The 18,952-nt window shown below is 60.5% G+C and carries 19 protein-coding genes; 6 read left to right on the top strand and 13 right to left on the bottom strand.

What is annotated here, in order from left to right:
• Nucleotides 1-77: 77 nt before the first annotated feature.
• Genes HCG46_RS01895 through HCG46_RS01875 form a run of 5 tightly spaced genes read right to left on the bottom strand, consistent with a single transcriptional unit; the run spans nucleotide 78 to nucleotide 4,675 of the window.
• The gene (locus HCG46_RS01895; protein ID WP_205838348.1) at nucleotides 78-788 is read right to left on the bottom strand and encodes an alpha/beta fold hydrolase; all 711 of its coding nucleotides are present in this window, start codon (nucleotides 786-788) and stop codon (nucleotides 78-80) included.
• Complete coding sequence (locus HCG46_RS01890; RefSeq protein ID WP_168684364.1) at nucleotides 785-1,585, bottom strand: CoA ester lyase; 801 nt, start codon at nucleotides 1,583-1,585, stop codon at nucleotides 785-787. Before HCG46_RS01890 ends, HCG46_RS01895 begins: the two co-directional genes overlap by 4 nt.
• The gene (locus HCG46_RS01885) at nucleotides 1,579-2,415 is read right to left on the bottom strand and encodes a MaoC family dehydratase N-terminal domain-containing protein (protein ID WP_168684362.1); all 837 of its coding nucleotides are present in this window, start codon (nucleotides 2,413-2,415) and stop codon (nucleotides 1,579-1,581) included. Before HCG46_RS01885 ends, HCG46_RS01890 begins: the two co-directional genes overlap by 7 nt.
• 2 nt (nucleotides 2,416-2,417) lie before the next feature.
• Nucleotides 2,418-3,515, bottom strand: a complete 1,098-nt coding sequence (locus HCG46_RS01880) for a CaiB/BaiF CoA-transferase family protein (RefSeq protein WP_168684360.1) — start codon at nucleotides 3,513-3,515, stop codon at nucleotides 2,418-2,420.
• Nucleotides 3,515-4,675: an acyl-CoA dehydrogenase family protein gene (locus tag HCG46_RS01875; RefSeq protein ID WP_168684358.1), complete on the bottom strand. Its 1,161-nt coding sequence runs from the start codon at nucleotides 4,673-4,675 to the stop codon at nucleotides 3,515-3,517. The genes HCG46_RS01880 and HCG46_RS01875 overlap by 1 nt, the downstream gene beginning before the upstream one ends.
• Before the next feature lie 113 nt (nucleotides 4,676-4,788).
• On the opposite strand from HCG46_RS01875, the gene HCG46_RS01870 reads away from it, so the two are divergent.
• Both HCG46_RS01870 and HCG46_RS01865 read left to right on the top strand, forming a co-directional pair.
• Complete coding sequence (locus tag HCG46_RS01870) at nucleotides 4,789-5,736, top strand: LysR family transcriptional regulator (protein WP_168684356.1); 948 nt, start codon at nucleotides 4,789-4,791, stop codon at nucleotides 5,734-5,736.
• 113 nt (nucleotides 5,737-5,849) lie between these two features.
• The gene (locus HCG46_RS01865; RefSeq protein WP_168684354.1) at nucleotides 5,850-6,575 is read left to right on the top strand and encodes a serine protease; all 726 of its coding nucleotides are present in this window, start codon (nucleotides 5,850-5,852) and stop codon (nucleotides 6,573-6,575) included.
• Between the two features lie 33 nt (nucleotides 6,576-6,608).
• Here the strand turns inward: HCG46_RS01865 and HCG46_RS01860 are convergent, their stop codons facing one another.
• Nucleotides 6,609-7,310: a DUF1287 domain-containing protein gene (locus HCG46_RS01860; protein WP_168684352.1), complete on the bottom strand. Its 702-nt coding sequence runs from the start codon at nucleotides 7,308-7,310 to the stop codon at nucleotides 6,609-6,611.
• Between the two features lie 227 nt (nucleotides 7,311-7,537).
• Here HCG46_RS01860 and HCG46_RS01855 point away from each other — a divergent pair, with 227 nt between their 5' ends.
• The gene (locus HCG46_RS01855; RefSeq protein WP_168684349.1) at nucleotides 7,538-9,034 is read left to right on the top strand and encodes a sensor domain-containing diguanylate cyclase; all 1,497 of its coding nucleotides are present in this window, start codon (nucleotides 7,538-7,540) and stop codon (nucleotides 9,032-9,034) included.
• Nucleotides 9,035-9,094: 60 nt separating this feature from the next.
• Here the strand turns inward: HCG46_RS01855 and HCG46_RS01850 are convergent, their stop codons facing one another.
• Nucleotides 9,095-10,135: a PLP-dependent cysteine synthase family protein gene (locus HCG46_RS01850; RefSeq protein ID WP_168684335.1), complete on the bottom strand. Its 1,041-nt coding sequence runs from the start codon at nucleotides 10,133-10,135 to the stop codon at nucleotides 9,095-9,097.
• Nucleotides 10,136-10,171: 36 nt separating this feature from the next.
• Nucleotides 10,172-10,717: a helix-turn-helix transcriptional regulator gene (locus HCG46_RS01845; RefSeq protein ID WP_023000745.1), complete on the bottom strand. Its 546-nt coding sequence runs from the start codon at nucleotides 10,715-10,717 to the stop codon at nucleotides 10,172-10,174.
• Between the two features lie 365 nt (nucleotides 10,718-11,082).
• On the opposite strand from HCG46_RS01845, the gene HCG46_RS01840 reads away from it, so the two are divergent.
• Entirely contained in the window at nucleotides 11,083-12,612 is a 1,530-nt protein-coding gene (locus tag HCG46_RS01840) for an AMP-binding protein (protein WP_168684333.1), read from the top strand.
• Nucleotides 12,609-13,412, top strand: coding sequence for an SDR family NAD(P)-dependent oxidoreductase (locus HCG46_RS01835; RefSeq protein WP_075283783.1), 804 nt, complete (start codon nucleotides 12,609-12,611; stop codon nucleotides 13,410-13,412). Before HCG46_RS01840 ends, HCG46_RS01835 begins: the two co-directional genes overlap by 4 nt.
• Nucleotides 13,413-13,481: 69 nt before the next feature.
• On the opposite strand, the gene HCG46_RS01830 is transcribed toward HCG46_RS01835, so the two are convergent.
• From HCG46_RS01830 to HCG46_RS01815, 4 genes are all read right to left on the bottom strand, one after another.
• On the bottom strand, nucleotides 13,482-13,961 hold the full coding sequence (locus tag HCG46_RS01830; RefSeq protein WP_168684331.1) for a YHS domain-containing (seleno)protein: 480 nt from the start codon (nucleotides 13,959-13,961) through the stop codon (nucleotides 13,482-13,484).
• A gap of 54 nt (nucleotides 13,962-14,015) precedes the next feature.
• Nucleotides 14,016-14,873 (bottom strand): cysteine hydrolase, encoded by an 858-nt coding sequence (locus HCG46_RS01825; RefSeq protein WP_023000749.1) that lies wholly within the window; start codon nucleotides 14,871-14,873, stop codon nucleotides 14,016-14,018.
• Between the two features lie 195 nt (nucleotides 14,874-15,068).
• Nucleotides 15,069-15,944: a HAMP domain-containing sensor histidine kinase gene (locus HCG46_RS01820; protein ID WP_168684329.1), complete on the bottom strand. Its 876-nt coding sequence runs from the start codon at nucleotides 15,942-15,944 to the stop codon at nucleotides 15,069-15,071.
• A 291-nt stretch (nucleotides 15,945-16,235) separates the two neighbouring features.
• Nucleotides 16,236-17,246: an AraC family transcriptional regulator gene (locus HCG46_RS01815; RefSeq protein WP_152506129.1), complete on the bottom strand. Its 1,011-nt coding sequence runs from the start codon at nucleotides 17,244-17,246 to the stop codon at nucleotides 16,236-16,238.
• 331 nt (nucleotides 17,247-17,577) lie between these two features.
• Between HCG46_RS01815 and HCG46_RS01810 the strand changes: the two genes are divergently transcribed.
• On the top strand, nucleotides 17,578-18,147 hold the full coding sequence (locus tag HCG46_RS01810) for a TetR/AcrR family transcriptional regulator (RefSeq protein ID WP_168684326.1): 570 nt from the start codon (nucleotides 17,578-17,580) through the stop codon (nucleotides 18,145-18,147).
• A 42-nt stretch (nucleotides 18,148-18,189) separates the two neighbouring features.
• On the opposite strand, the gene HCG46_RS01805 is transcribed toward HCG46_RS01810, so the two are convergent.
• On the bottom strand, nucleotides 18,190-18,753 hold the full coding sequence (locus HCG46_RS01805; protein WP_209009274.1) for a hypothetical protein: 564 nt from the start codon (nucleotides 18,751-18,753) through the stop codon (nucleotides 18,190-18,192).
• Between the last annotated feature and the right edge of the window lie 199 nt (nucleotides 18,754-18,952).

Below are 18,952 nucleotides of genomic sequence, written 5' to 3'. Positions count from 1 at the left end.
AAACTTTCCCGACTAATTTTCGGGAAAGATATAGGTATAGAGCACCCGGTGCACGCTAGAATTTCAATTGCCTGCTGTCACTTCCTGACAGGGTCGCGCTGGAGCAGGCGTTTCAGGTGATCAGTAACATTTTCCGGCTCTTCCAGCGGTGTCAGGTGGCCACTGTGTTCCAGGACGACAAGGTCCGCTGACGGGATCAGGTTGGCCATGGACCGATGAAGCTCCGGCGGCGTCAACTGATCATGATTGCCACACAGCACCAGTGTCGGGCAGATAATGCCGGTGAGCGACGCTCGGCTGTCGGGGCGAGCAATGCGGGTCTGGCGAATGAAGACGTCTGGACCAAGGCGCTGCGTCATGGCACGAACCCGATTTATCATGCCGGCATTGTCCCGGTTTTCCGGGGCAAGATAGGACTGGGCGAGTTTTCTGCCGAAGCCGTGGAAATGGCCAGTTTTCGACGCCTGGGCAATCAGCTCTTCGCGCTCTGCGGCGCGTTCCGGCGTGTCAGGCAGCATGGTGGTGTCGAGGAGGGCGAGATGGGTCACGCGTTCCGGCGCGCGGCGCAGGATTTCCTGAGCGACGATACCGCCGAGCGAAAACCCGGCCAGTGCAAAGCGGTCCTCGCTGGTGGCCAGAACCATTTCCGCCAGAGCCCCCAGCGAACTACCGCGTGTTATGTCGGCAACCCGGGGGCGAGAGATGTCGGCGAGACCGGTGATCTGATCCCGCCAGAGATCCGCATCGTTCAGGAGCCCCGGGATCAGGACGATCTGCGGCAGGCTCATGCATCGGCCTCCTGCGTGGAGGCGAGGATTGTCCGGGCACGGATGCGGACCGGCTCGTCGACCATTGCGCCATCGACATTGGCTGCGCCATCACCCGAGGCGAGAACACGCCTGGCCCACTCGATTTCGTCGAGGCTCGGGGCGAAGGCGCGTTTGATCTCGGCAAGCTGTCTTGGGTGAATGCAGAGTTTGCCGGCCATACCGAGATCGCGTGCATGGCAGGCGTCTTCAAATGTCTGCGCAGGGTTGTCGAGCTGTGCAGTGACGCCGTCGATCGGGGCCGCGATGCCGGCAAGCCGGGACGCCAGAACCAGTTCGGAGCGAACGGGCAAGAGCACGTCTTTCAAATGCGCGCAGCCTAGATCGGCGCAATAGTCGATGGACCCGAAAGCCAGTCGAACCACCCCATCGGTGCTTGCAATGCTCCTGGCATTGGCAAGCCCCTTGGCACTTTCAATGAGCGCGATAACCGGGACCGAGTCTCCCAGGGCAGTGTGGAGCGTGGCAATCTCTCCGGGAGCCTCCGCCTTCGGCAGCATGACGGCATCCGGTGCCAGCTTGCGAAGAGCAACGACATCCTCCAGGTGCCACGAAGTCCCAACGGCGTTTATGCGCACGATGACCGGCTTTTCGGTGAAGCCGGTTGTCAGATTGGTGCGGGCGGCCTCTTTCTCCGATGCGGGGACCGCGTCTTCCAGATCCAGGATGATCGCGTCGGCTTCGGTTGCGGCTGCCTTGGGGAACCGGTCGGGCCTATTTGCCGGCACGAACAGAGGTGTCCTGACTGCCGTTACCATGCCGCTGTCGCCTCCATGGCAACCGGGCCGCCAAGCTGCGCGGTCCAGAGCTTCATGGTTTCTCCCTCCGTTTGCGCGTTCACCGTGAAGTCCGCCGTGTCGAATATGGTCGACAGACTTCGAAACCGGAATGTTTTCGGTGCTCTTTCCTTGAGATCCGCAGCGAATTGGCAAAGCAGTGTTGCCTGCAAGGGACCGTGAACAATGAGCCCTGGATAGCCTTCCACGTCGCGGACATAGTCCTTGTCGTAGTGGATGCGGTGCCCGTTGAAGGTCATGGCCGAATAACGAAAGAGGTAGGCGGCCGATGGCGTGATCTGCATGACGTGGTCTCCAGCCGTCGCAGGCGCCGGGGTTGTCTTCATGCCCGCAACGTTCTGTGCCTCCCGGTAGACGATGTCCTGACGCTCGCTCAAGACAGGTTGGTCGTCAGAAGTGACTTCATGATTGACCGTGACGAAACAGAGTGGCCCGGTGCGGCCCTGTTTCAGGACCACATCCCTGACGGTTGACACCCGCCGGACCTCTTCGCCAATCCGGATGTCACCCTGGAAGGTAAACTCGCCGCCTGCCCACATGCGCCGGGGCAGGGGCACGGGCGGCAGGAAGCCGCCACGGGCTGCATGACCGTCCGGCCCCAGACCGGCTGTCTGAATGGCCGGCTGAGCAAGACAGAAATGGATCAGCAGCGGCGCGACATCACCTGGAGCTTCACCTGATGTCCGGTCAAAGGTCGCGTTGAACTGGCGAACCAGTGTGGGGCTCAAGACCTCCGAGGCGCTGTCTTCGCGCCCTATCCAGCTGCGCAGGTGGTCGATGTCGAGGTCCATGATCACGCCTCCAGGGGCTTGAGGGCCGGGATCGGGCCGTAGCTGCGCGGTTCGCCCGAAAAGATGGCCGCAGGGGCGGGGAAGGAGATCGGGCCATTCGGGCTGTCGACAGTGATACGCCTCAGGTGCGGATGGGTCGACAGGCCTTCCATATCGTTGACCGAGGCCAATGCGATATTAGCCTCCGTCAGCAACCTGATGGCCGTTTCGGCATCAAATTTCGCAAAGGCTTCGCCAACAGCGGCATCCGTTTCCCTGCGATTGTTCACCCGCGCGACGTTTGTTGCGAACCTTGGATCGGCGCCGAGTTCGGGTTTTTCGATGAAGTCGCTGCAAAGGGTCCTCCATTCCCGGTCGCTTTGAATGGCGATCAGAATTGCCGGACCTTCCTTTGGCTGGAAGACGCCATAGGGCGCAATCGAAGGATGGGCGAGGCCGACCCGCTGGGGGCTTTTGCCGCCTTCATGGTTGAGAAGGGGGACGGTCAGCCAGTCGGCCAGAACATCGAACATGGAAACCGAGATCTGCGCGCCCTTGCCGGTGATCCCGCGCTGGATCAGGGCTTCCAGAATGGCGGTATAGGCCGTTGCCCCGGTGGCGATGTCGACAAGGGAAATGCCGACACGCGCGGGTTCGTTCGGCCCGCCGGTGATCGAACAAAGACCGGTTTCAGCCTGGATCAGCAAATCATAGGCCTTGCGGTCGGCCATCGGCCCGGTTTCGCCGAAACCGCTGATGGAGCAGGTAATAAGGCGCGGATAATCCACCACCAACCTGTCCGGATCAAAACCAAGGCGGGCCAGGGCGCCAGGCTTGAGGTTCTGGATCAGGATATCGGCGTCTGCGATCAGCTGCGCCAGCTTTTCCTTGCCCGTGTCGGAACCAAGATCCAGCGTGATGCTGTCCTTGCCCCGGTTCAGCCAGACAAAGTAACTCGACTGGCCCTTGGCAACGTCGTCATACCCCCGGGCAAAATCACCTTCGGGCCGTTCGACCTTGGTGACTGTCGCTCCGGCATCTGCAAGCCGGGACGTGGCGTAGGGGGCGGCCACCGCCTGTTCGATGGCGACGACGTTCAATCCTTCCAGCGGCAACACCATCAGAACGACCTCGGCAGGCCAAGCACATGCTCGGCAATATAGGACAGGATGAGGTTGGTGGAGATTGGTGCTACCTGGTAGAGCCGCGTCTCGCGGAACTTGCGCTCGACGTCATATTCGCAGGCAAAACCGAAGCCGCCATGGAACTGGATGCAGGCATTTGCCGCTTCCCAGCTTGCCTTTGCGGCCAGGTATTTGGCCATGTTTGCCTCCGCGCCGCAGGGAGCGCCGGCATCAAACAGGCTACAGGCCTTGTAGCGCATCAGGTTGGCCGCCTCGATCTCGATATAGGCTTCGGCTATGGGAAACTGGACGCCCTGGTTCTGGCCTATGGGACGGCCGAAGACTTCCCGTTCTCGCACATAGTCGGTCACCTTGTCGGTGAACCAGTAGCCATCGCCAATACATTCGGCGGCAATCAACGTGCGTTCGGCGTTGAGGCCGGTAAGGATATATTTGAAGCCTTTTCCTTCCTCGCCGATGAGATTTTCTTCCGGGATTTCCAGATTGTCGAAGAAGAGTTCGTTGGTCTCGTGGTTGACCATGTTCAGGATCGGGCGAACCTCCATGCCTGATTTCATGGCTTGCCTGATATCGACCAGGAAGATCGAAAGGCCTTCCGATTTCTTCTGCACGTCGGCAAGCGGCGTTGTGCGCGCCAGGAGGATCATCAAGTCGGAATGCTGCACACGGCTGATCCAGACCTTCTGGCCGTTGACGACGTAGCGGTCGCCCTTCTTCACGGCGGTGGTCTTGATCCTGGTGGTGTCCGTGCCCGTCGTCGGCTCGGTCACGCCCATGGATTGCAACCGCAATTCGCCGCTTGCGATCTTCGGCAGATATTTCAGCCGCTGTTCTTCCGAGCCATGCCGCACAAGCGTGTTCATGTTGTACATCTGGCCGTGACAAGCGCCGGAATTGCCGCCTGCACGGTTGATTTCTTCCATGATGACCGAAGCTTCGGTGAGCCCGAGGCCGGATCCGCCGTAGTCCTCCGGGATAAGTGCGGCCATCCAGCCTTCGCGTGTCAGGGCGTCGACAAATTCTTCCGGATAGGAGCGAGCCTCATCGATCTTGCGGTGGTATTCGGCGGGAAACTGGGCACATAGCGCGCGGATGCCGTCGCGAATGTCCTGGTAGCTATCATGTTGGCTTGTCATGTGGGCTTTTCGTCTGGCGTGTTCGTTGACCGCAGTTAAGCCGCTGAACTTCTATTGAACAAATATATGTTTTGGATGGGTATGATATAAATTTTATATGCTAACTTGTTGCCATGGACATCCGCCAACTCCGCTATTTTCTGGAAATCGTTGCGCAGGGTTCGCTTACGCGGGCTGCCGAAAGCCTGCATGTGGCGCAGCCAGCCCTGTCGCTGCACCTGAAGAACATGGAGGAGCAGCTTGGCACCAGGCTGCTGACGCGCAGTCGCTCCGGTGTCACGCCCACGGAGGCGGGAGAGCTGCTGCTGCAAAGGGCGCGGGCAATTCTCGAGGATCTGGCGCGCACGGAAGACGATATCCGCAATCTGGAAACCGATCCGTCCGGCATCGTGCGGATCGGCCTGCCGGGCACGATCAGTGCCATGGTGTCTCTGCCGTTGATCCTGGCGGCGCGTGAGCGCTTTCCGCGGATCACGCTCAATATTACCGAGGCCATGAGCGGTTTTGTTGGCGATTGGCTGAGCGAAGGCAAGATCGATCTTGCCGTGCTTTACAGCCGTTCCAAGGATGCACGTATCCGGTCTGAATTATTGCTTGAAGAAGAGCTTGTGGTTCTGTGGCCCGCCGATGCCGAACGTCCGCTGGAAATGAACATGGAGGCACTCGACAACGTGCCAATGGTGCTGCCGAGCGGAGCGCACGGCTTGCGGGTGCTGATAGACCGGACGTTCCAGGCGCTGGGCTTCGCACCAGAAATCGCGATGGAAATCGACTCCTTCAACAATATCAAGCGCCTGGTGGCAGCCGGGTTTGGCCCGTCGATCCTGCCGCTTTACGCGGTGACGGAGGAGGTGGCGGCAGGTTCCCTTTGTGTCAGCCGGATTGCCGCGCCGGGGCTGTGGCGCGGGGCTCATCTGATGTCGCCGGGTGGACGACCCGTGACGCGGGCGCTGGAAGCGGTGCACGCTTTGCTGCGCGAGGTTATTCTGGATTTGCGCGACAAGGGGGCCTGGGCCGCTTCCCGGCCACCGCAGGTTTCCGGCACCGAGACTGTCTCCTGACGGGAACAAAACCCGGAGCTCTGTCGTTTTCCCGATACTGCCCTATGCTGGCTGAGCAAGCAGCCTGTCCATGTGTGCAAGGCTTCCCGCTATTTCTGGAGAACCGATTGACGATGATCGACGCTGTCCTGCTGACCTCGCCCCGTATTTCCACCTTTGATGACCAGACCTATCTCACAAACGCCAGCAGCTTTTTCTTTGCGCGTGATGAGCGCCTGTTTCTCGTGACCAGCCGGCATGTCATGGTGGATGAGGCAAGCGGGCATCATCCCTCCCGTATCGAAATAGAACTCCACAACGACCCTGAAAACCTGGCCGACTCCATCGCTTTTTCGATCCCGCTTTTCCGGGATGGCAAAAGCCTCTGGCGCCAGGGAGAGGATACCGCAGGCGATATCGACGTTGCCGTGATCGAGATTGACCGGGCGGCGCTACCTGAAAATATCGTCTATCGGGCCTTCGGGCCGGAGCACCTGAGTGACCCGCAAGAGCATGTCGAGATCGGATCATCCATTCTGGTTGTCGGTTTTCCGCTCGGGTTTCATGACACGCTCCATCACATGCCGGTGGTCCGCCACGCGGTCGTGGCTTCCTCCTTCGGCTTCCGGTTTCAAGGCATGGGCTATTTCCTGACCGATGCCCGCACGCATCGCGGCACAAGTGGGGCTCCGGTGGTCATGCGCAATACGGCAGGCACCGCAAGCGAACTGCCGTGGAAACTGCTTGGCGTTCACTCCGCCCGCCTCGATGTCGGAACGCGCGATCTCGTGCTGGATGAGGCGCTAGGCCTCAATTGCGCCTGGTATGCGGACATTCTGATGACGCTTACTGAGGGGTGACCCCCGTCAAAGGCAAACTTCAGCCCTGGAGCGTCAGGCGGGTTTGAACCTGTAGTGGCCGGTGATTTCGAAATCGAACAGCCGGTCTTCCAGCTGCGTTCCAGCACCAATGTTGTGGACCACCATTGGTCGTTCGCTGTCTGCGGAGGCACGGTGACTGACAATCGCCATGTGCGGCAGGTTTCCAGGCAGCATCTGGGAAACGACGTCGCCGGGCTGATAGTCTTTGGCGTTTGCAGTGACCGGAAGAGCTGCGCCTTTTCGTCTGAAGAAGGTCTGCAGGTTTGGCACCCGCCGGTGGTCGATGTTCCTGTCCGGGCGTTTGAGACCCCAGATCTTTGGATAGGACGAAAAGTCCGACTTCATGTCCGCATTAACGGCCGACTGAAGATCGTAGCCGAAGGCGTCGCGGTAGGCTCTGACGACCACATCGGTGCATACACCGCGTTCGCGCGGCAGGTCGCCATTGGGAAACGGGAGCGAGACATAGGCCGGATCGTAGACCACCGTAACGCCGATCTGGCTTTCTGCCGCCTCAATCAGCTGTCCCGCCCACGGATTGGGCAAAGCAAAACTGTTTGCCGTTGCTTCAGTGGGCGGCGTGGACGGTCCGGCAAGTGCCTTGCTGACGAGCTGCAACCCGGTTTGCAGTCGATAAGCGGGGAGGGTGTGTGCCGCGTAGGCGCCTCCTGCTGCCAGAAGTCCGGTTCCGAACAGGAATGTACGCCGCTTCATGTGAGAGCTCCCATAAATCTGAAGCCGGAATACTGGCGGAGTGGGACCGGAATGGGGCGAGGCGACATTTGACCGATTTTCCCGTTGGGTAAACCAATACGCGTGTCGTTGCGGAAGTCGGTCAATTGCACGCTTTTTGTTCTCGAAAATTTAATCTGATGAGTCTTTACTGCAGCAAAAGGCGGTAAATGTTGACGAAATTTGGGGAAATACTACTGAAAACGGCAATGATTGTCTTTTTGTCCTGGCTGGCGACGCCTGCCCAGGCCGAGCAGGCATCCCTGTCCTATGATCAGTTCTTTCTGCGTCACAGCGCAACCATGATGCTGATCGATCCGGATACCGGAAGCATTCTTGATGCCAACAATGCCGCGGCAGACTTCTACGGGTTCGACCGGGATACGCTGCGCCGCATGTCCATTCAGAACATCAATCAGCTGACGGCCGAGCAGGTTGAAGCCGAACGTCAACTTGCCAAGGCTGAACACCGAAATTTTTTCATCTTCCGCCACAAGCTGGCAGATGGCTCCGTTCGAAGCGTGGAAGTTCATTCAACTCCGGTGGACTACGACGGCAGGAAGGCTTTGCTTTCCGTGGTGCACGATATTTCCGACGACCGGCAGCGGGAACAAGAACTGTGGCACTACAAGAACCGCCTGGAGGAAATGGTCGACAGCAAGAGCGCGGAACTTTCCTCTGCCTATAACGCCCGGAACCAGTGGATGCTGGGCCTGGTCGGCACGCTTGGTCTGTCGCTTGTCGTCGTCAGTTTTCTGCTGCTTGAAAGACACACCGCGCACAAGCGGTTGCGATCCTCGGAGCAGCGTTTGCGAGAGATCATCTTCGGCACCAACGTCGGGACCTGGGAATGCAACGTTCAGACCGGGGAGGTGGTCTACAACGAACGCTGGGCTGAAATTCTCGGCTATTCGCTGGCCGAGTTGCAGCCGCTCAGCCGACAGACCTGGTACCGGCTGACCCATCCGGACGATGTGGAAAAATCTGAGCAGAAGCTGGCAGAGGTGTTTTCCGGAGCAAGGGAAGCCTACGACAACGAAATTCGCATGCGCCACAAGGAGGGCAGGTGGGTCTGGGTTCTCGACAGGGGACGTGTGGTCGAATGGACGAAAGACGGCAAGCCTTTGCGCATGTCCGGCACCCATTCGGACATTACCCGTCTGAAGAAGACGGAAGAAGCTGTCAGGCGGCTAGCGATGACCGATCATCTGACAGGCCTTTCGAACCGGGCACATTTCAGCCAGAGCCTTGCGGAAAACGTAGCCATAGCAGACCGGGATAACCGCAAGTTTGCGCTGATGATGCTGGACCTTGATACCTTCAAGCCGGTCAACGACAGCCACGGGCATCCGGTGGGTGACGCGCTGCTCCAGGCCGTTGCCTCCACCATCAAGCGCTGCACGCGCGAAGGGGATGTCGTGACCCGGATCGGCGGGGATGAGTTTGCCGTGATCATCGGCGATTATGCGGAAGAGAAGGATGTTCTGGCCTGTGCCACCCGCATTTACCGGGAGGTCTCGCGGCCGATGGAAATCAAGGGCAAGGATATCAACATCAGCATCAGCATCGGGGTGTCGTTCTATCCCGATGATGCAGATGATGCCAAATCGTTGATCACCCACGCGGACCAGGCCATGTATGAAGCCAAGAAGAGCGGGGCAAACGTCCTGACGTATGAAGCCTACAGGATGCGGGTGGCGAGCTAGCTGCGGTGAAAGTGAACGACATTCCTTTGGCCTGCCTTCTCGCTCAGGCCTGCTCCTTGTCTAGACCCAGCGTGCCAGTTCCTCTTCGTAGGGCGAGATATCGCCGAACTTCGCCGTGACCCAGTCCGGATTGTAGTAGGTATCGAGATAGCGCTGACCGCTGTCGCACATCAGCGTGACGATCGAGCCTGTCTCGCCTTCGTCGATCATCCGGCCGGCGATTTGCAGCGCGCCCCACAGATTTGTGCCGGTGGAAGCGCCCGCCTTGCGGCCGATCAGTTTCTCCAGCCACAGGATCGTTGCAATGCTTGCGGCATCGGGCACCTTGATCATGTCGTCGATGACGTCCGGCAGAAACGAGTGTTCCACCTTTGGCCGGCCAATGCCTTCGATCCGACTTGAGCAGTTTTCGGTGAGAGCGTGGTTCCCGGTACGATAGGCATCATAAAAGACCGAGTTTTCCGGATCGACCACGGTCAGGCCGGTGTCGTAGCCCCGGTAGCGGATAAACCGGCCAAGCGTTGCGGATGTGCCACCCGTGCCGGCGCTCATCACCAGCATCTTCGGCACAGGATGCGGCTCGAATTCCATCTGGTTGAAGATGCTTTCGGCAATGTTGTTGTTCCCGCGCCAGTCGGTTGCCCGCTCCGCATAGGTGAACTGGTCCATGAAATGCCCGCCGAGCTGTTCGGCAAGGTCCACCGCCGCGCCGTGCATCTCGGGCGCTGATCCGACGAAATGCGGTTCACCGCCGTAGAGCCGGATTTGCTCGATCTTGCTGTGGGCGGTGCTTTGCGGCACCACGGCAATGAATGGAACGCCGATCATTTGCGCAAAGTAGGCTTCCGAAACGGCCGTGCTGCCCGACGAGGCTTCGATCACCGGTGTGCCTTCGCGGATCCTGCCGTTGCACAGCGCATAAAGAAACAGCGACCGGGCGAGACGGTGCTTCAGGCTGCCGGTCGGGTGGGTGCTTTCATCCTTCAGATAGATATCGACATCGGCGCAACTGAGGCCATGCAGCTTGAACAGATGCGTGTCGGCGGACCGATGTGCATCCGCGTTAATCCTGGCGACAGCATCCCGCACCCATTTGTCCATCGCAGTTCTCCCGGCAGTTGTTGCCCAAGAGTGGCGCTAAAGCGGAATGCCCGCAATATGGGCGATGAGTTCCAGGCTGTTGCGGGCGCTGAATTTCTTCATCAGCCGGGCCCGGTGGACCTCGACCGTGCGCGGTGACAGCCCGAGCAGGCGGGCGATTTCCTTGGTTGTATTTCCTTCGGCCAGCAGTTTGGCCACCTGGCGTTCACGCAGGCTCATTTCAGCCAGTGGCCGGTCTTCGGAAATGTCGGCAAAGCTCCAGACCGCCCGTGCGAACGGGGCTTCAAGGTTGAGAGACTGGCCACGCACGCGGCACCAGAACAGATCCCCGGATTTGCGGCGCATGATGCGTTCGTCCCGGTAGCGACCACTGCCTTTCATCCGTTCCAGTCCGATCTTGCCGATGCGGAGAAACTCTTCCGAAGAGGGATAAAGGACAGACAGCGAGGCCCCGGAAAGTTCCTCCGGTTCAAAGCCGAACATATCGGCAAGACGCGCATTGCAGCGTCGGATCTGCCGCTCTTCCGTCAAGGCCAGGCCGACGGGCGCATTGTCGAAAGCAAGCGCTGCGAAGTCGTCCATGGGCTCCCCGTTACGTGTTTTGACGGAATTTTCGCTCTAAGGGTCTGAAGAGTATCAGATAGCTGTTCCGCACGGTCGTTTTTCTGGAAACCACATCTGGTCCGGAAGAACCAGCGAGCCGAAGGGACGAGGGAGGTGCCGGGAGGAGACTGGCTGGGGTGTGTCCGGAGGAGGGCATGCCCGATCGGTCATTCTTGTCCTGAGGAGCGAGCCTTGCTCGCGTCTCGAAGGATGGGCTGCTTGTCCGCAATATGCCGCCCGTCCTGCGAGACAGCGCTCGGCGCTTCCTCAGGATGAGAAAAGCGGGATGGCGGACCAACGCGGTCGCACTGCACCAGACGGCGTATCGGGGGGAGAAGAACAGGATGAATCCGGCAGAATGGTTATACCGGAGCGCGGCGAGAAACCCGCAGAGCCCGGCGCTGCTGCAGGGGACCGAGCGCAAGGCAAACTATCTGGAGTTTGCTCGTAGTGCCGGGGCCATAAGCGCTGCGCTTGCCGGCTACGGCATCGGCAAGGGAGACAGGGTCGCACTGTTTGCCGCAAATTCTACGCGCTATCTGGAAGCGCTTTACGGCATCTGGTGGCGTGGCGGCGCAGCCGTGCCGATAAACGCCAAACTGCACGAAAAGGAAGCCGCCTGGATGGTGGAAAATTCCGGTGCAGAATTTGTGTTCGCCGACAAAAAGACCGCCGAACTTCTGGCGCCATATCTGCCGGAGGGTGTGGGTCTTGTCTCGCTCGATAGCCCTGAATTCGGCGCCCTGTGCCGGGCAGCACCGCACACCACGCCGGAACCTCTGGATCCTGCAGATCTAGCCTGGCTTTTCTATACGTCCGGCACCACCGGCAGGCCCAAGGGCGTGATGCTGACTTGCGGCAATCTTGCTTCGATGGCGCTGAGCTACTTTGTCGATGTCGATGACGTCAAGCCGCAGGATGCGATCCTCTATGCCGCGCCGATGAGCCATGGTGCCGGGCTCTACAATTTCATGCACGTGATGAAAGGGGCGCGTCACGTCGTGCCGGTCAGCGGCGGGTTTGATGCTGCCGAAATCCTGCAGACCGCGCCTGTGATCGGCTCCATCTCCATGTTTGCCGCGCCCACCATGGTTCGCCGCCTGGTGGATGTCGCCAAGGCTTCGGGGGGCACTGGCCGGGGGCTGCGGACCATCGTCTATGCCGGCGGGCCAATGTATGAGGCGGACATTCTGGAAGCGGTTGAAGTGATGGGCGCACGGTTCGTGCAGATCTACGGTCAGGGCGAATGCCCGATGGGCATCACCGCACTGCCGCGCGCCGAAGTTTGTGACCGCACCCATCCACGTTGGCGCGAGAGGCTGAATTCCGTCGGCACGGCCCAGTCTGTCGTGCGGGTTGCGATCGTCGACGGCGAAGGCCGGGAGCTGCCCCGCGGCGAAGTCGGGGAAATTGCCGTGCACGGAGATACGGTGATGAAGGGCTACTGGCGAAACGAGGAGGCAACAGCCCAGACCATCCGTGACAGCTGGCTGTGGACCGGAGACGTTGGCCGGATGGATGAGGACGGCTACGTCACGCTGCAGGACCGGTCCAAGGACGTCATCATTTCCGGTGGCTCCAATATCTACCCGCGCGAGGTCGAAGAGGTGCTGCTGACACACCCGGCTGTGCACGAGGTGGCAGTCGTTGGCCGGCAGGACCAGGAGTGGGGAGAGATCGTTGTCGCCTTTGTTGCCTGTCACCCGGGCCAGAACGTGAGCGAGGCTGAGCTCGACAAGCTCTGTCTGGACCGGATCGCCCGGTTCAAGCGGCCGAAACACTATCATTTCCCGGCTGCCCTGCCGAAGAACAACTACGGCAAGATCCTGAAAACGGACCTGAGACAACAGCTCGAAGCGGAGGAAACGGCATGACAGATCTCACCGGAAAAACAGCTCTCGTCACAGGGTCCGTTCAGGGGATCGGCCTGGCGATTGCCAAGGCACTGGCGGGGGCAGGGGCACGCGTTGCCGTCCACGGTCTGGCGAACCCGGAAGAGGCGCAAGCGGCTGTGGCAGAGATCAAGGCTGCCGGGGCACCGGACGCCCGGTTCTTTGCCGCGGACATGCGCGACGTGGCGGCTGTCGAGACGATGATGGCGGACGTTGCCGCCTGGGGCGGCCCGGATATCCTGGTCAACAATGCAGGTATCCAGAAGACTGTCAGCTTTGCCGAGGCGGATGCTGCCACATGGGATGCCATCATCGGCGTCAATCTGTCAGGCGTCTACCATACGATGCGTCTTGCCCTGCCGGCGATGGCCGAACGCGGCTTTGGCCGTGTCATCAACATTGCTTCGGTGCACGGGCTGGTCGCTTCGGTCAACAAGGCGCCTTACGTGGCTTCGAAATTCGGTGTCGTCGGGATGAGCAAGGTGGCCGCGCTGGAATATGCGGCAAGTGGTTCCAGAGCCTCGGGTGGGGTGACGGTCAATTGTATCGCGCCCGGCTGGACGGAAACCGCAATCATCGAGCCGCAGGTGGCAGCCCGCGCCGCCCTTCATGGCGGCGATCGCGACAAGGGCGTTGCAGATCTTCTGGCGGAAAAACAGCCTTCCCACCGCACGTCCGACCCGTCTGAAATCGGTGCGCTGGCGCTTTGGCTGTGCAGCCCGGTGGCGCACAACGTGACGGGCGTGACAATCCCCGTCGACGGTGGCTGGACAGCTCAGTAGGGCTGTCGACCACCAAAACGGCAGACGAGCCCCCGGTCGGGGCTCGTCCCTGTTTGGCTTCATGGGTGATCAGAGATCGCCAATGGCTGTCTCGCGGATCTCCGGCCATTTGGCGTAAGCACCGGCGAGAACCTCGTCCTTCTGCTCCAGATACTTGTCGAAGATGACGGCGTTGACGAAGAGATAGAGCTTGCCGTCGACGATATCGGCAAAACGGACGTCGCCATCGAGTTTCTTGCCGACATAGATGCCGAAGGCGCAAAAGCCGCCGAACTGCGGCAGGAAGCTTTCCGGAGCAGCGTCGAACTGCTCCTTGGTTTCGGCCGTGGCGAAATAATAGTCGACACCATCATGGCTTGAGGTGTGGACCGCATCGCCAAGGCCCGGGGTCGCGCCTGCGAACATGGAAACAGGGTCGATGCCGTGCATGCCGAGCGGATTGCCGTTGAGGGTGAGGCCGTTGGCAAAGTTGTATTCGTCCGCAGCAAGGGCGGCGGTGGACAGAACAAGGGCTGCGGCCAGGGCCGGAAGGGCGAATTTGAGTTTCATTGGTTTGATCCAGTCTTGGGTTGGGTTAGTCGGTTTTGAGGAGAGTGCTGGTGGTCAGGCGGAACGGGCGATGCGTTCGACTGCGTCGTCGGTCCACCAGACGCCGTTGGCGACCATGCGGAAATTGATGATGGCGGCGAGGTAGCCGTCGCCCTCGGGCACCTTGGCGCCTGCGGTCGCATCGCGAACCACGGCCACTTCGAAGCCGAGTTCCAGAAGCTCGTAGAGATGGGCCTGCGTGCACAGGTTTGCGGACATGCCGGCCAGGATCACCTTGTCGATCCCGCGCTTGCGCAGCTGCAGGTTCAGATCGTTCTGCGCCGGGCTGTAGACCTTGTGCGGTGAGCAGATGACGGTTTCGCCGTCCTCGATGTATTTCTTGTACTGCGGCATCCAGTCGGCGCCGGACCCTTCGAAATTCTCCAGGGAGAGCGGGCCCGGGCGATCGAACATGCCGATGGAATGCATGGTCTTTTCCAAGGTGCCTTCGAACTGCCACTTGTGGTCGTGCGGATAATAGTAGTGGGGCGAGATGAACACCGGCATCGCGGCAGCCTTGGCCGCCTTGAACAGGCGTTCGATGTTGTCGACGGTGCCTTGCTCGGTGACGCTTTCGCCAACGACACCCCAGGTGACGCCGTCTTCGGACAGGAAGTCGATCTGCGGATCGGTGACGACAAGCGCGGTGCGGCCGGCTTCGATTTCCATGTCGATCTGCGGCAGGCCCGGTTTTTCCGGATCGGCATAGAGCGCACGGGCTTCTTCTGTTGCGGCGGTGGCGGAACCGGTGGCCATGGCGACGGCACCCACGGTTGCCGCACCGGCTGCCCCGGCAAGCAGGCGGCGGCGGGCGTGATCAACCGTTTCCGGTGTTACGCAGCAGGCGCAGGTCTTGTCATGTTCGTTGTCCATATGAAGTCTCCATTGCTTGTGTTGGACAGGGTTGCGATGGGCAGCGCATCAACTTGAAACGCTGTCAGGTTCGCGGCCGATCACCGGGTGCCTGAAGGCACGGCTCTCCCGTTCCCGGCGCAGGGCCGGGTCGGCGTCTGGCTTGGCCACGTTCCATGGGGGCGGCACCGGCATGCCGGTGCCAGAAAGCTGAGGTCAGATAGTTGCGTGGTCCGGTGCCTTGCTGGCACGCTCTGGAACCTTCCGGCGGACTGAAGCCGGTTTCGCATCATTTGCCGGTAAGGTCGGCAGGCGCACGGTTAGAACCGCGCCTCTACCGCTGCTTCCGCCTCCGTTCCGAGCCGCAATCTTGCCGCCATGGCGTTCGGCGATCAGCCGGGCGATCCAGAGGCCAAGTCCCGAGGACGGCCCGGATAGGGCGGCCTTTGCGGAAAGCTGGGTGAAGGGACGGAAGGCCCGGGCAAGATCGGCAGCGGTGAAGCCCTGGCCCTGGTCGCTGATACGCACGGAGACATTACCGTCATCTTCCCGGGTGATAGCGCAAAGAACGGTGCCGTCGTCCGGGCTGTGGCGCACCGCATTGCAGATGAGATTGTCGAAGGCCTCGAACAACAGCTCCGCATCGCCGCAGATCAGACAGGGGGATAGGGACGCAATTTCCAGACTGACCGCATGGCGGCGAGCCAGCGGTTGGTTGACGGCGACCGCCAGCGCCAGAACCTCGGCCAGATCAACTGGCCGCATCACACAGGAGAGCGGATCCCGTCCCTCCTTGCCGCGCTTGACCAGGGCGCTGAGACTGCCGGTCAGGTGCTGGAGGATACGGTCGGCCTTTGCGGCGTTATCCGCAATGGCGGGCTGACCTTCCCAGGTTGCGCATTGGGCAATGTGCTCGATCAACAGCGAGAGGTTGGCAAGGGGACCGCGCAGGTCGTGGGCGACGATGGAAAGCGTCCGGCCATACGCGTTGCTGTCGGTCAGGTTGTCCGAATGCGTCAACGCTGCCGGAAACGTCGAAGGTGCATGGTTATGCCTGGCCGGACTGCGGGCCGTGATCTGTTCGATAATCATGTGGCGCTCCTTGTCTCAAAAGCCCTGGAGCGCTGCGGGAAAGTGCCCGGTGATGACCGCTCCGTCGTTCGATGACCTTTGAATACGCCGGGAGCGCCTTCTTGGTATCGGCCGGGTCTGCCACTGTTTTGGCCCTATCTGCCAAGCCAGTTCTGACCCGCCAGAAGGCAGCAAAACAGGTTGAGCCCGGCCATGTTTGGCCGGGCTCTTCCGAGAATTGCGAATGTTTCGGGTTTTGCCAGATCTGGCCGCGACCGTTGCCGTGAGCCTGTGCGTCGGGCGGGTGTGTTCTCAGACGGTTGCGCTGTGTTGCCGGAATTGCGCCGGTGGCTGGCCGACCCAGCGCTTGAACGCGCGGGTGAAGGTGCTCTGTTCGGAGAAGCCTGTGAGGAAGGCAATTTCGGCAATGGAACAGCTGCTGCCTGCCAGCAGCTCCCGAGCCAGCTTCGTCTGTGCCTCGCGCAGCATGTCGCGGTAGGTCAGCCCTTCCTCCGCCAGGCGGCGATAGAGGGTGCGCTCGCTCATGCCGAGATCACGCGCGACGGCAGCCGCGGAAGGTACGCCGCTGCTGAGCGTTTTCGTCAGGCGGTTCAGAAGATCGCGCGTCAACGCGCTGCCGGCAGGCAGGGCGTCGATTTCCGTCTCCAGGTGATCGGTCAAGAAGGTGCAGACGCCTTGATCTCCAAGCCGGTTCGGCAGGTCCAGCATCGGCTGGGTCATTATAATTGCGTCTTGCGCTTCACCGAAGCGGACCGGACAGCCGAAAAACGCCGCGTAGCGCTCTGCATCGCCCCGGCAGGGATGGCGAAAGGTGATGGCCTCAATTTTCAGGCGCGGACCGACTTGAGACGCCAGATTATGAGCAAAACCTGCAAGGGCGCATTCGTTACGAAGATGCAGGATCGGCTGAGGGGAGGTCTGCCCTGCAATGGAGAAGACGGCAAGTGGTCCATCTTCCTCCAGGCAATATACCGCGGTGTCGGTCACCAGCCGGAAGTAGCGCTCGATCAATTGCAGTGTTGTGCGAAGAGTGGGCGCGGTTTTGATGGCAAGGCCCAGAACGCCGAGATCGTCCGGTTTGATATTCTGCGCATAGGCAAATACCAGACCTGTTTCATCCGGATACCAGCTGCGTATCCAGTCGAGCAGCTCGAAGTGGGCTGTGTCCGGTATCCGCCCATCCTCGGTGCGCACCTCATGGCGCACGGTTCCATCTGCTGCGACCAGCTTGCCGTCGCTGGTCATGGTCAGTCCTGCGGTAGCGGCCATGGTGTGCGCAAAGGCGGCAATGACACTGGCCATCGTCAGCCCCCTCTTGCTGCACGGTACGTCGGGAAAGGGGAGTGAGCTTGCGCCAGTTCAGAGCGCGCACCGGATACAGACCAGCTGGCAAGAGCCACGTAGTACCAGTTAGACCGTTTCCCGGAACAAACGCCGGTGTCTGCATGAATGTGAACCGCAATCTGAATTCCGGACATGACTACCGCCTTCCTGATCGAAAACGTGACGTTGAGGAATTTATACAGACAGGTCTGTATATATGTCAATAAGCCGTGATACCCTCGTGTGAGGATGGACGAGAAGGGGGCGAACAGGATAGTAAAGTAGACAAACCTGTCTGTATATGGAGATGATGGTGCAATCACGCCGAGACGAGCTCGTGGATACAGCGCTCAGGCTGTTCTACACCCGCGGGTTCAATGCGACCGGAATAGACAAGATCCTCGCCGAGGCGGGGGTGGCCAAGATGACGCTCTACAAGCACTTCCGCTCGAAGGAGGAGCTTATCCTGGCCGCGCTCAACCGCCGGGACGAGCAGTTCCGCAACTGGCTGATGGGCGAAATGGAAAAAGCCTCGCCGCGGCCGCGAGAACGGCTTCTGGCCATGTTCGACGCGCTGGAGGACTGGTTCAACGGCCGTGCCTTCAAGGGGCTCGGCTTCAACGGCTGCGCCTTCATCAACGCGGCGAGCGAATTCGGCGACCGCCAGCACCCGATCCACCGCACGGCGGCCGAGCACAAACAGCGGATCGTCGATTACCTTGAGCCTCTGTGTCGTCAGGCCGGCGCCGAAGACCCGGCAGCCCTTGCCGAACAGCTTGCCCTTTTGAAGGAAGGCGCCATCGCCACCGCACAGGTGCGCGGCATGCCGGCCGCCTCCAGAACCGCAAGGGCCATCGCCGAAACGCTGATCCCCGCCTGAGGAAGCGTTTGGCGGGACAGACCGGTCGAGTTTCTGGCGGTATCAGATGCGGAAAGCGATGCCGGTCTGCTGTTCGGCCAGCTTGCCGAAATGCAGTTTCAACAGCTTGTGGTCATCCTCGGTCGACGTCTGGAAACTGCGCCGCTCGGTGTCCTTGACGATCAGGAAGGCAGCGGCCCAGATGCCGATCAGAAAACCGGTGTCGTCGCGCAGCTCCAGCCGGTGGCCGATCAGGTCACTGCCATCCAGCCCCACCGCATCCTTGCTGCCACAAACCTCCAGGCAAATCAGCCCGTTCTCGTAGAACCGCCAGGAGATCTTGTGCAGGACACAGTCCTTGATTGTCTGGTCCGACGTCCAGACGAACTCCTTCCAGGTGACAGGTTCCTTTTCCGGGCCGATTTCACCGGTGTTGTGGAGGTCGGACGCCATCTGCCGGTGCGTGGAAAAATCGAGTGTTGCGGAAGGTCGGGACAGCGGAATCCAGGCCGTGCCCGTATCCCCTGTCACGGCCTTCTGTAACGCCACAAACCGCTCCCTGGCCTCATCACTGACACCAAGTTTCCCCAAAAGCGGCTTTGCAAAAACCGAAGCAAGCTGAATCACGACCGCCTCCCGTGGTGGGCGTTACCGGATCATCCCGATTAGAGGACGGAGGGTAGGGTACAGGGGCGGTACGCGTATGACGAGGGGCGATGCTGAAAAGACCCGGGAGCGGGTTGCCTGCTTACGGGTTCGGTCATGGCGTAGCTGACATTTGTCGGTGCTGGAGGCAGCGGCAATACCGGCCCGGAGTTGACCTGCA

This window comes from Labrenzia sp. PO1 (assembly GCF_012273635.1).
GTDB lineage: Bacteria > Pseudomonadota > Alphaproteobacteria > Rhizobiales > Stappiaceae > Roseibium > Roseibium algicola.
This window is presented reverse-complemented; position numbering and strand designations above follow the sequence as displayed.

What these genes read in the sequence shown, in the direction of transcription:
- HCG46_RS01860 (WP_168684352.1), bottom strand. Translation starts at nt 7,310, where the DNA reads ATGAAGCGGCGTACATTCCTGTTCGGAACCGGACTTCTGGCAGCAGGA.
- HCG46_RS01810 (WP_168684326.1), top strand. Translation starts at nt 17,578, where the DNA reads ATGGTGCAATCACGCCGAGACGAGCTCGTGGATACAGCGCTCAGGCTG.
- HCG46_RS01865 (WP_168684354.1), top strand. Translation starts at nt 5,850, where the DNA reads ATGATCGACGCTGTCCTGCTGACCTCGCCCCGTATTTCCACCTTTGAT.
- HCG46_RS01840 (WP_168684333.1), top strand. Translation starts at nt 11,083, where the DNA reads ATGAATCCGGCAGAATGGTTATACCGGAGCGCGGCGAGAAACCCGCAG.
- HCG46_RS01820 (WP_168684329.1), bottom strand. Translation starts at nt 15,944, where the DNA reads ATGATTATCGAACAGATCACGGCCCGCAGTCCGGCCAGGCATAACCAT.
- HCG46_RS01855 (WP_168684349.1), top strand. Translation starts at nt 7,538, where the DNA reads ATGATTGTCTTTTTGTCCTGGCTGGCGACGCCTGCCCAGGCCGAGCAG.
- HCG46_RS01890 (WP_168684364.1), bottom strand. Translation starts at nt 1,585, where the DNA reads ATGGTAACGGCAGTCAGGACACCTCTGTTCGTGCCGGCAAATAGGCCC.
- HCG46_RS01825 (WP_023000749.1), bottom strand. Translation starts at nt 14,873, where the DNA reads ATGGACAACGAACATGACAAGACCTGCGCCTGCTGCGTAACACCGGAA.
- HCG46_RS01880 (WP_168684360.1), bottom strand. Translation starts at nt 3,515, where the DNA reads ATGGTGTTGCCGCTGGAAGGATTGAACGTCGTCGCCATCGAACAGGCG.
- HCG46_RS01845 (WP_023000745.1), bottom strand. Translation starts at nt 10,717, where the DNA reads ATGGACGACTTCGCAGCGCTTGCTTTCGACAATGCGCCCGTCGGCCTG.
- HCG46_RS01885 (WP_168684362.1), bottom strand. Translation starts at nt 2,415, where the DNA reads ATGGACCTCGACATCGACCACCTGCGCAGCTGGATAGGGCGCGAAGAC.
- HCG46_RS01830 (WP_168684331.1), bottom strand. Translation starts at nt 13,961, where the DNA reads ATGAAACTCAAATTCGCCCTTCCGGCCCTGGCCGCAGCCCTTGTTCTG.
- HCG46_RS01895 (WP_205838348.1), bottom strand. Translation starts at nt 788, where the DNA reads ATGAGCCTGCCGCAGATCGTCCTGATCCCGGGGCTCCTGAACGATGCG.
- HCG46_RS01875 (WP_168684358.1), bottom strand. Translation starts at nt 4,675, where the DNA reads ATGACAAGCCAACATGATAGCTACCAGGACATTCGCGACGGCATCCGC.
- HCG46_RS01870 (WP_168684356.1), top strand. Translation starts at nt 4,789, where the DNA reads ATGGACATCCGCCAACTCCGCTATTTTCTGGAAATCGTTGCGCAGGGT.
- HCG46_RS01850 (WP_168684335.1), bottom strand. Translation starts at nt 10,135, where the DNA reads ATGGACAAATGGGTGCGGGATGCTGTCGCCAGGATTAACGCGGATGCA.
- HCG46_RS01835 (WP_075283783.1), top strand. Translation starts at nt 12,609, where the DNA reads ATGACAGATCTCACCGGAAAAACAGCTCTCGTCACAGGGTCCGTTCAG.
- HCG46_RS01815 (WP_152506129.1), bottom strand. Translation starts at nt 17,246, where the DNA reads ATGGCCAGTGTCATTGCCGCCTTTGCGCACACCATGGCCGCTACCGCA.